The organism is Streptomyces hydrogenans, assembly GCF_014656075.1.
In the GTDB taxonomy this organism is placed as follows: domain Bacteria; phylum Actinomycetota; class Actinomycetes; order Streptomycetales; family Streptomycetaceae; genus Streptomyces; species Streptomyces hydrogenans.
Genome location: NZ_BNBS01000001.1, coordinates 283,814 through 291,027 on the forward strand (window position 1 = coordinate 283,814; position 7,214 = coordinate 291,027).

Annotated in this window: 17 protein-coding genes; all 17 read left to right on the forward strand. The window is 66.3% G+C overall.

All coding sequences use genetic code 11. The annotated features are described in order from the left end of the window. Window positions 1–263 precede the first annotated feature (263 nt). A complete protein-coding gene (locus tag IE321_RS01360) occupies window positions 264–563 on the forward strand; it encodes a hypothetical protein (protein WP_190221395.1) in 300 nt (99 codons plus the stop codon). Next, window positions 563–1,480 carry a bifunctional DNA primase/polymerase gene (locus IE321_RS01365; protein ID WP_190221396.1) on the forward strand — a complete coding sequence of 306 codons (918 nt, stop codon included), beginning with the start codon at window positions 563–565 and terminating at the stop codon, window positions 1,478–1,480. The genes IE321_RS01360 and IE321_RS01365 overlap by 1 nt, the downstream gene beginning before the upstream one ends. Further along, on the forward strand, window positions 1,477–1,716 hold the full coding sequence (locus IE321_RS01370) for a hypothetical protein (protein WP_190221397.1): 240 nt from the start codon (window positions 1,477–1,479) through the stop codon (window positions 1,714–1,716). Before IE321_RS01365 ends, IE321_RS01370 begins: the two co-directional genes overlap by 4 nt. A 162-nt stretch (window positions 1,717–1,878) precedes the next feature. Then, a complete protein-coding gene (locus IE321_RS01375; protein WP_190221398.1) occupies window positions 1,879–2,091 on the forward strand; it encodes a hypothetical protein in 213 nt (70 codons plus the stop codon). After that, complete coding sequence (locus IE321_RS01380) at window positions 2,054–2,296, forward strand: hypothetical protein (protein WP_190221399.1); 243 nt, start codon at window positions 2,054–2,056, stop codon at window positions 2,294–2,296. The genes IE321_RS01375 and IE321_RS01380 overlap by 38 nt, the downstream gene beginning before the upstream one ends. Before the next feature lie 2 nt (window positions 2,297–2,298). Then, window positions 2,299–3,057: a ribonuclease H-like domain-containing protein gene (locus IE321_RS01385; protein WP_190221400.1), complete on the forward strand. Its 759-nt coding sequence runs from the start codon at window positions 2,299–2,301 to the stop codon at window positions 3,055–3,057. Window positions 3,058–3,065: 8 nt separating this feature from the next. Further along, the gene (locus tag IE321_RS01390) at window positions 3,066–3,344 is read left to right on the forward strand and encodes a dsRBD fold-containing protein (protein ID WP_190221401.1); all 279 of its coding nucleotides are present in this window, start codon (window positions 3,066–3,068) and stop codon (window positions 3,342–3,344) included. A 620-nt stretch (window positions 3,345–3,964) separates the two neighbouring features. Then, window positions 3,965–4,159, forward strand: coding sequence for a helix-turn-helix domain-containing protein (locus tag IE321_RS01395; RefSeq protein ID WP_190221402.1), 195 nt, complete (start codon window positions 3,965–3,967; stop codon window positions 4,157–4,159). Continuing rightward, entirely contained in the window at window positions 4,156–4,299 is a 144-nt protein-coding gene (locus tag IE321_RS01400) for a hypothetical protein (protein WP_190221403.1), read from the forward strand. Before IE321_RS01395 ends, IE321_RS01400 begins: the two co-directional genes overlap by 4 nt. Next, window positions 4,299–4,658, forward strand: a complete 360-nt coding sequence (locus IE321_RS01405; RefSeq protein WP_190221404.1) for a DUF3310 domain-containing protein — start codon at window positions 4,299–4,301, stop codon at window positions 4,656–4,658. The genes IE321_RS01400 and IE321_RS01405 overlap by 1 nt, the downstream gene beginning before the upstream one ends. Further along, complete coding sequence (locus tag IE321_RS01410; RefSeq protein ID WP_190221405.1) at window positions 4,651–4,887, forward strand: hypothetical protein; 237 nt, start codon at window positions 4,651–4,653, stop codon at window positions 4,885–4,887. The genes IE321_RS01405 and IE321_RS01410 overlap by 8 nt, the downstream gene beginning before the upstream one ends. Further along, window positions 4,884–5,117 carry a hypothetical protein gene (locus IE321_RS01415; RefSeq protein WP_190221406.1) on the forward strand — a complete coding sequence of 78 codons (234 nt, stop codon included), beginning with the start codon at window positions 4,884–4,886 and terminating at the stop codon, window positions 5,115–5,117. Before IE321_RS01410 ends, IE321_RS01415 begins: the two co-directional genes overlap by 4 nt. Beyond that, entirely contained in the window at window positions 5,095–5,337 is a 243-nt protein-coding gene (locus tag IE321_RS01420) for a hypothetical protein (RefSeq protein ID WP_190221407.1), read from the forward strand. Before IE321_RS01415 ends, IE321_RS01420 begins: the two co-directional genes overlap by 23 nt. Then, on the forward strand, window positions 5,334–6,437 hold the full coding sequence (locus IE321_RS01425) for a helix-turn-helix transcriptional regulator (RefSeq protein ID WP_190221408.1): 1,104 nt from the start codon (window positions 5,334–5,336) through the stop codon (window positions 6,435–6,437). The genes IE321_RS01420 and IE321_RS01425 overlap by 4 nt, the downstream gene beginning before the upstream one ends. Then, window positions 6,434–6,676: a hypothetical protein gene (locus IE321_RS01430; protein ID WP_190221409.1), complete on the forward strand. Its 243-nt coding sequence runs from the start codon at window positions 6,434–6,436 to the stop codon at window positions 6,674–6,676. Before IE321_RS01425 ends, IE321_RS01430 begins: the two co-directional genes overlap by 4 nt. After that, a complete protein-coding gene (locus tag IE321_RS01435) occupies window positions 6,673–7,038 on the forward strand; it encodes a hypothetical protein (protein ID WP_190221410.1) in 366 nt (121 codons plus the stop codon). Before IE321_RS01430 ends, IE321_RS01435 begins: the two co-directional genes overlap by 4 nt. Next, the coding region (locus IE321_RS41745) for a hypothetical protein (protein ID WP_229916262.1) at window positions 7,035–7,214 on the forward strand (180 nt) is incomplete at its 3' end. The genes IE321_RS01435 and IE321_RS41745, both read left to right, overlap by 4 nt.

Below are 7,214 nucleotides of genomic sequence, written 5' to 3' on the forward strand. Positions count from 1 at the left end.
GGGCAGCCCCGGCGTGGAGCCGAACCGCAGCCGACCACTACCCAGGCAAGGGGGTCGGTCGCCGAGTGGGATCCGGTGGAAATTATGAGCTGGGAGACGTCCTAGTGCCGGTAGGGGAGGGAGTCCCGACCCCGTAGATCCGTGACCGGCACCTTGAGCGGTCCGGCGCAGGTACACAAAGCCCTACTAAGAGATGGGCTGGGGGTTCTCGGTTTCGCCCTGCATTGATCGCCTGCGTCGTACCTACAACTGAATGGATCCGTATGGACGAGGAAGAGAAGCGCGTAGTCGAGAAGTCCTCGAAGCGGAAGAAGAAGCAGAAGCGGAAGAAGACAGACCCGCCGAAGCAGCTTGAGACGCTGGTGCCGGATCCCGTCACCGCTTCGACGCTCGACCGCCTCGACGCGTGGAAGGCCGCAGAGAAGCTCCTGCATGAGGCCAAGTGGGGCACGGGCATCGAGGACGAGGTCGTCATCATCCTGCCGTCCAGCGTCCTCGACCTGGCCAACTGGCTGCTGTACGGGCCAGCGGGGATGTCGTTCGCGGACGGCGGGGACGACTGATGTCGCTGCTCGGATACGCCGCGCGGGCGGCCTCCCAGGGGTTCGCGGTCTTCCCGTGCAACCCGGCCGGCACCGAGAACCCGGAGAAGCCGGGCGAGCTGATCGAGAAGTGGCCGCACCTGATCCAGCGCGGCAAGCCCTACAAGGTCAAGTGGGGTGACATCGCCACCACCGACATCACGAAGATCACCCAGTGGTGGACGTACTCCCCCGACGCCAACATCGGCGTCGCCTGCAAGCCGTCCGGGATCCTCGTCGTCGACTGCGACATACCCAAGAAGCAGGGCCTGCTCCGTGACACCCCTTGGGGGTACCTGCATGAAACGCTTGGGCCCCTCGTTGACGGCTCTGATGTTCTGCGCGAGATGTGCAGTCGTTACGGTGACGACTACGCGAGATTCGAGCGGACGTATCGGGTCTGTACGGCCTCCCTCGGCCTGCATCTGTACTACCGATGGCCCGCGGGGGTTCAGGCGTCTCAGGCGTCGCCTGTCCCTGGCCTGCTGGATATTCGCTGCAACGGGGGCTCGAAGGGCGGGTACGTCCTCGCCGCCGGGTCGATAACGGCGAAGGGCTCGTACGTCGCCGAGAACGACCTCCCCATCGCCGACGCCCCACCGTGGCTCATCGAGCTGTGCCGGGAGAAGCCGAAGCCGAAACCGGTGAAGCCGCTGTTCTCCCAGCCCGGCCACACCGCCTACGGCGGCCTGGTCGAGTCCGTCCGCCTCGCACAGGAGGGGAATCGGAACAACTGCCTTCTGTGGGCGGCTCGTTCCATGTGCGAGGACGGAGCCACCGAGGAGAAGTGCATCGAACTCCTCGTGCCAGCCGCCATGGAGTGCGGCCTCGACGGCGGTGAACGTCAGGCGCTCGCCACCATCCGCTCCGCCTACCGACTGCAAGGAGCCAGGTCGTGAACACCGTCATCGCCCTGACCGTCGTCATTGTCATCGTCGGCGTCACCCTCTACCTCCTGCCGAGCCACTACCCGAGCGGAGGAGAGCTGCCGAAGCGTAAGCCGGGCGATGACGAGGTGATGGTCATCCTCTCGCAGGGCTACGAGCCGGTGGAGACGCCGTCTGAACCGCCGGCCCCACTCACCTGGGAGGACCACACCCGGAACTGCCGGATCTGCCAAGAGAGGAACCTGTGAAACCGAAGATGACCATCCGCATGGTCCGTTGCGCGAAGTGCGGGGGGTGGCACTCCCACTTCTGGTCCACGTCGTCGATCCCACCGCCTTCGTGCGTCGAGCGGAAGGCGCGCACCTCGGGTCCCAGCTCACCGGCTTGGGCCAGCAAGTTCGTAGAACTCGATGCCTCCGAAGCGTAAGACCGCCGGCGAGCTGAAGGCGGAGGCCGAGGCGGCGATGATCGCCCGCATCCGCGAGTCACTGGTCGACTGGTACCCCGGCAAGTGGGCCGAGGAGAACGCGATAGGACCCGCGTGCCACTGCGGCCTGCGAGGGGTGAAGGAGGCGTGCACCCGCCATGGCCCGACCGATACAGACCCTGTGGCTGCCGGGTGACGAGGTCTCCGTCCTCGACTTCGAGCGGCGCCGGGCCATCAAGCGCGACGGCCGCTTGACCGCCAAGGAGATCCACGTCGTGGTCCTCGTACGTGCGTGTCGCGCTGCGAAGAGCAGCTACTCGTGGTGGCGCTGTACCTCGAACCAACCTTGCGTGTTCTGCGAAGAGCTGGCCGAGTTCTGCCAGGAGATGCCGAACGGATAGCAATGCCAAACAACTTCATAGGTCCACGGATCCTCAGCCTCGACATCGAGACGAGTCCGGTGGTCGCCCACGCGTGGGGTCTGTTCAAACAGACCGTCGCGATCAACCAGATCATCGAGCATCCCCGAACCATGTGCTTCGCAGCGAAGTGGATGCACGAGAAGAAGGTCCGCTTCTACAGCGAGTTCGAGCACGGCCCGGAGGTCATGTTCCACGCGGCACACGGGCTGCTCTCCGAAGCCGACGTCGTCATGCACTACAACGGTGACCGCTTCGATCTGCCCAGGTTGAACAGCGAGTTCCTCATCGCCGGCCTAAGCCCTCCGGCCCCGTACCAGAGCATCGACCTCTTGAAGGTGATGCGGAAGAACTTCGGGTTCCCCTCCAACAAGCTGGCCTACATCACAGACCGGTTGGGCCTGGAGAGCAAGGTCAAACACTCCGGCCATGACCTGTGGATCCGCTGCCTGGCCAGCGACCCGAAGGCGTGGGCCGAGATGGGCCGCTACAACCGCCGGGACGTGACCCTCCTTGAAGACCTCTACGAGAAGGTCCGCCCCTGGATCAAGAACCACCCGCACGTCGGTCTCTACACCGGCGAGCCCGACTGCTGCCCGAACTGCGGCGGCGTCGACCTCATGCGCCAGGGCTACGCGCTCACGAGCATGGGCCGCTTCCAGCGGTACCAGTGCCGGGGCTGCGGGACCTGGTCCAGAAGCAGCCGCCGCGAATCCGGCGTCGGCAACACCCAGATCAAGTAGGAGCCACCATGGCAGCGAACAAGGACCCGTACGTCCGACCGGGCGAGCTGGGCAGCAACGAGCTGACCTACACCCTCCGCGTCGTCGCCGACGGCACCAGGACCGTCGTCGAGGTCTACGACACCGCCGACGTGCAGCTCTGGACCAGGCCCGTCGGTGTCGGCCGGGCGAGGCGCCGCAAGGGAGACCGCCGGGATTCCGGCCTCGGTACCAGCCTTGCCCTGGCCCGCGCCCTCAAGGACGCCTCCGACAACGCCTTCAGCACCGTCGAGGACGCCATCGGATGACCCGACATCGGCGCCCCCCGCGGCGAGCCCCCTGGTATCTGGGCGGCGCCGTCGTCCTCATCCTCGGCGGCCTCGGCATGGGGGCGTCGATGGTCCCGATCGGAGACTCGTCATCGCCACCGTCGACTGTCCCTGTGTCTGCCACACCGACTTCACCTTCTTCGCCGCCGACTGCCAGCAGTGCGACGGCACCGGCCGTGTCACCTACCCCGACACGGCCCCCGAAGGCTGCGGCGAGTGCACACAGCTCACACCGTGCGCCAACCCGCGGGCCGGCTGCTACGTCACACCGCCCCGCCTCGCCGACCACGAAGCCCCGCCCTGCTGTCACACACCGGCCCTCTGCGGCGGCCCCCACAAGGACTGCTACGACGCCGCCCGCGCCGAAGCCGTCACCGACGCGCTTCTCGTCACCGCCCCCGACGGTGTCACCGACATCGCCTTCCCCGAAGCCGAGCACGAGTGCGACGCCCCCCACCCCTACTGCTCCCGCGACGGTCACGCCGACCGGTGGTGACGGCGCCACCGTCGTCCGGGGCCGGCGTGGCTGCATGACCCTGACGATCATCGACGGCGTCGAGCACTACGGCGCCCCCTTCCCCTGCCCGTAGGAGGGCGCCATGGCCGCCAAGCAGGGCGAGAGCCACCACAAGGCGAAGCTGACCGAGGACGACGTCCGGGAGATGCGAGAGCGGCACGCAGCCGGGGAGAGCATCGAGTCGATCTGGCTGACGACCTTCGTCGACCTCGGTATCGAGTCGTGCTCGACCATCGGCTACGCCATCCACCGCAAGACCTGGAGGCACGTCCGGTGATCCGGTTCTTCTTCTGGTGCGTGCTCGGATACGCCGCAGGTCAGACGCTCGCCCGCTGGGCGGGCCCGTACATCTTCGCCCGCGTCCAGGCCGCCGGCCTTGACGACGCCTGGGACGTCTACGACGAGGAGGTCAGCTGATGCCCGCCAAGATGATCGGCACCGGCCGGACCGCCCGTGAGGGCGGCCTGTCCCACGACGGTGTCCACGACTACAACGGCTTCTGCGACATCGAGCCGAAGTGCTGGGCGGTCAATGCTGCCGACCAGGTGGTACCGGCCTACGACCCGCCGCCCAGTCACTACGCCACCGAGAACGGCATACAGCCGTGGGACGTCTTCGATGCGTTCGGGCTCGACAAGAACACGTACCTCGCCTTCGCCGTCAAGTACCTGCTCCGCGCGGGGAAGAAGGACATCGCGCCCTACCTGGACGACCTGATAAAGGCCCGCAACTACATCAACAAGGCCATCGAGATGGAGGAGAAGCGCGATGAATGACGACGTCACCCGCGTCTTCACCGAGGGCGGCACCGTCGCCCACTACCTCGACTTCTTCCACTCTCCCAACCATGTGGAGACGGAGGCCCTGTGCGGGCGCACCGCGTATCCGGGCCTGTGGCACGGAACGGGTAGCCAGGAAGAGGAGGAGCGGGCCGCCGACCTGCGGATCTGCACCCCATGCCGGGCGGTCCTCATCCATCGGCGGAACGGATACGTGCCGCAATGACAGTGGCTTTCAACGACCCCTCCGCATGGGGTTACTGCCAGTTCTGCGCATTCATCGTGGGCGTCGACCTTGAGACCCGCCAGATGCTCGCTCACGAACGAATGATCTCGGGGTTCAACAAGAACCGCTGCTACGGCAGCCTCATGCCTCCGGCGGTGCAGCCTGGCCCGGAGGCGGAGCCGGTCACGTACGAAGAGGTGATCGCTGATGCGATTCGAGGAGATGAGTGACCGCCGCTGGCGCATGATCTGGGCCGGGTGGATCGCGTACTTCACGGCGGCCGAATATGCCGCACTCAAGGGGCGCAACCCCAAGGCCCCGTTCTCCTACTTCATGCGAACGACGCTGGGCATACAGCATTCGCCACTGCACCACCGCGCCGGCCAGGTGGTATTCGGAGCCGGGATCGTCTGGCTTATTTCTCATTTGTACGAGAGGGGCGACCGATGACGGGTGTCAACGATCCCCGCCGCCGCAAGCAGTGGCAGTACATGAGGGACATCGGCAAGCCGGCCCGGTGCACCGAGACGGAGAGGGAGCAGGCACAGGCTCGCATCCTCTTCCTCGGCCGCGAGATCCGGATGTCGGACCGGCAGATCGCCACCGTGTCAGGCGTCGCGGCGACCTCGATCAGCCGGGTACGGGACGGCGGGGGCATCACCCGCAGGAACTACGACAAGCTCATGGCGGTGCGCCCGGAGCTGCCGGACCTTCGGGGTTCCGTCGGCAGCGCCGTCGGAGTCGGCCGGCGCGTCGCGGCCCTGCGAGCCATCGGGTTTCCCCTGCGCACCCTGGCAGTCCTGACCCACGCCTCCGAGACCCGCCTCAGGGCTCTCTCCCTCGGGCACGGCAAGGTCACCCACTACGAGATGACCCAGCGGATCACGGCGGCGTACGAGAAGCTGCACGACGCCGACCCCGTCGACTACGGCGTCACACCGGCGGACATCCTCCGGTGCAAAGCCTGGGCGAAGACTCTTGCGCCTCCGACGGCGTGGGACGACGACACCATCGACGACCCGGAGGCCATCCCTGAGTGGACTGGGGCCTGCGGCAGCGACGAGGGATACCGGATCCACATCCGGGAGGACATCCCGATGTGCGATCCGTGCCGGCGCCTCGTCGAACTCGACGGGCCGTCCCAGCGCTTCTCCGGCACGAAGCTGCGCATCCATATGGACCAGACCGGGCTCGACGCACGCCAGGTGGCTGAGCGAGCGGGCGTCACTGTCGACTCGGTACGCCGCTGGGCGTGGGGGCAGCGGCGACCGCAGGTCAGGCACATCGAGTCCCTCGCCAGCGTCCTCGACTGCGCCTTCAACGACCTGATCGAGGGCGAAGACGTCGTCCAGGATCACGACTTCAACCGGGTCAAATTCGCCATGACGTTGGAAGAGAAGGGCCTCAAGTACAAGGCTCTCGCGGCCCGGATAGGTGTCTCGCACATGGCCGTCTACTACTGGCTGAACGGCAAGAACACCCCGAAGATCCCGAAGATCGTCAGGGCGGCGGAGGAGTTGGGGGTCGACTGGAAGGAGTTCTACCAGTGAGCCACATCTGGCGCTCGAAGCGCCGCCGAGAACAGAAGTCCGCCGCAACCGTCTTTGTCGTCCAGAACCAGGGGCGTCCCGTTGCGAGCACCGACGATGCGGCAGTGGCCCGTGGATACATCCACACCCGCGTGGACATCGGTTTCGCGTACACCACCACGGCCTGGACGACCACAGGCAAATTCCTCGTGAATGGCCGCTGGTCCGGATGGGAGATCCGGGAGGTGCGCGCGATATGAGGGTCGAGCAGCGAGTGCAGGTGCGCATCCTGAACGCCCAGAGGCTGTACTCATACGCCTGGTGGTTCGACCCGACGGCCGGCGAACTGCCTCTCCAGATCGGAGACAAGGTCGAGCTGCCCCCGAACCAGGTTCAGGAGGAGGGGAGTTCGGGGACAGTCGTCGCCGTCGGCACCAGCTACAAGGGCGAGCTGAAGAGCATCGTCCGACTGCTGTGGAAGGACGGGGAGGGCCCCGATTCGTCTTCGGGCTGGACCCTCGTCGAGACCGGGCCGCCGGATGCCCCAGACGGTGGCCTGGCGCTGCGCCGGAAGGACGCCGGCGACATGTGGCTCGGCTTCGGCGAGGGCGATTACTCATGAAAGGCCTGGTCCGGATCGCCATCATCGACCGGTGCCCTGACCACCAGGACAAGGTCATCTATCAGTCCTTCCCGGAGGCCCTCACGTACTCCGCGCTGAACCGGATCCGGTACGGCGGGCGTAAGAGGTCATCTCATTTGGTTGCCTCAGTGGGGAATATTGCTGGTAGGAGCGTC

Bases quoted from the DNA above. Each gene is read 5' to 3' on its own strand.
- IE321_RS01410 (WP_190221405.1), top strand. From the start codon at position 4,651: ATGAATGACGACGTCACCCGCGTCTTCACCGAGGGCGGCACCGTCGCC.
- IE321_RS01385 (WP_190221400.1), top strand. From the start codon at position 2,299: ATGCCAAACAACTTCATAGGTCCACGGATCCTCAGCCTCGACATCGAG.
- IE321_RS01375 (WP_190221398.1), top strand. From the start codon at position 1,879: ATGCCTCCGAAGCGTAAGACCGCCGGCGAGCTGAAGGCGGAGGCCGAG.
- IE321_RS01390 (WP_190221401.1), top strand. From the start codon at position 3,066: ATGGCAGCGAACAAGGACCCGTACGTCCGACCGGGCGAGCTGGGCAGC.
- IE321_RS01405 (WP_190221404.1), top strand. From the start codon at position 4,299: ATGCCCGCCAAGATGATCGGCACCGGCCGGACCGCCCGTGAGGGCGGC.
- IE321_RS01395 (WP_190221402.1), top strand. From the start codon at position 3,965: ATGGCCGCCAAGCAGGGCGAGAGCCACCACAAGGCGAAGCTGACCGAG.
- IE321_RS01415 (WP_190221406.1), top strand. From the start codon at position 4,884: ATGACAGTGGCTTTCAACGACCCCTCCGCATGGGGTTACTGCCAGTTC.
- IE321_RS01435 (WP_190221410.1), top strand. From the start codon at position 6,673: ATGAGGGTCGAGCAGCGAGTGCAGGTGCGCATCCTGAACGCCCAGAGG.
- IE321_RS01420 (WP_190221407.1), top strand. From the start codon at position 5,095: ATGCGATTCGAGGAGATGAGTGACCGCCGCTGGCGCATGATCTGGGCC.
- IE321_RS01380 (WP_190221399.1), top strand. From the start codon at position 2,054: ATGGCCCGACCGATACAGACCCTGTGGCTGCCGGGTGACGAGGTCTCC.
- IE321_RS01365 (WP_190221396.1), top strand. From the start codon at position 563: ATGTCGCTGCTCGGATACGCCGCGCGGGCGGCCTCCCAGGGGTTCGCG.
- IE321_RS01425 (WP_190221408.1), top strand. From the start codon at position 5,334: ATGACGGGTGTCAACGATCCCCGCCGCCGCAAGCAGTGGCAGTACATG.
- IE321_RS01360 (WP_190221395.1), top strand. From the start codon at position 264: ATGGACGAGGAAGAGAAGCGCGTAGTCGAGAAGTCCTCGAAGCGGAAG.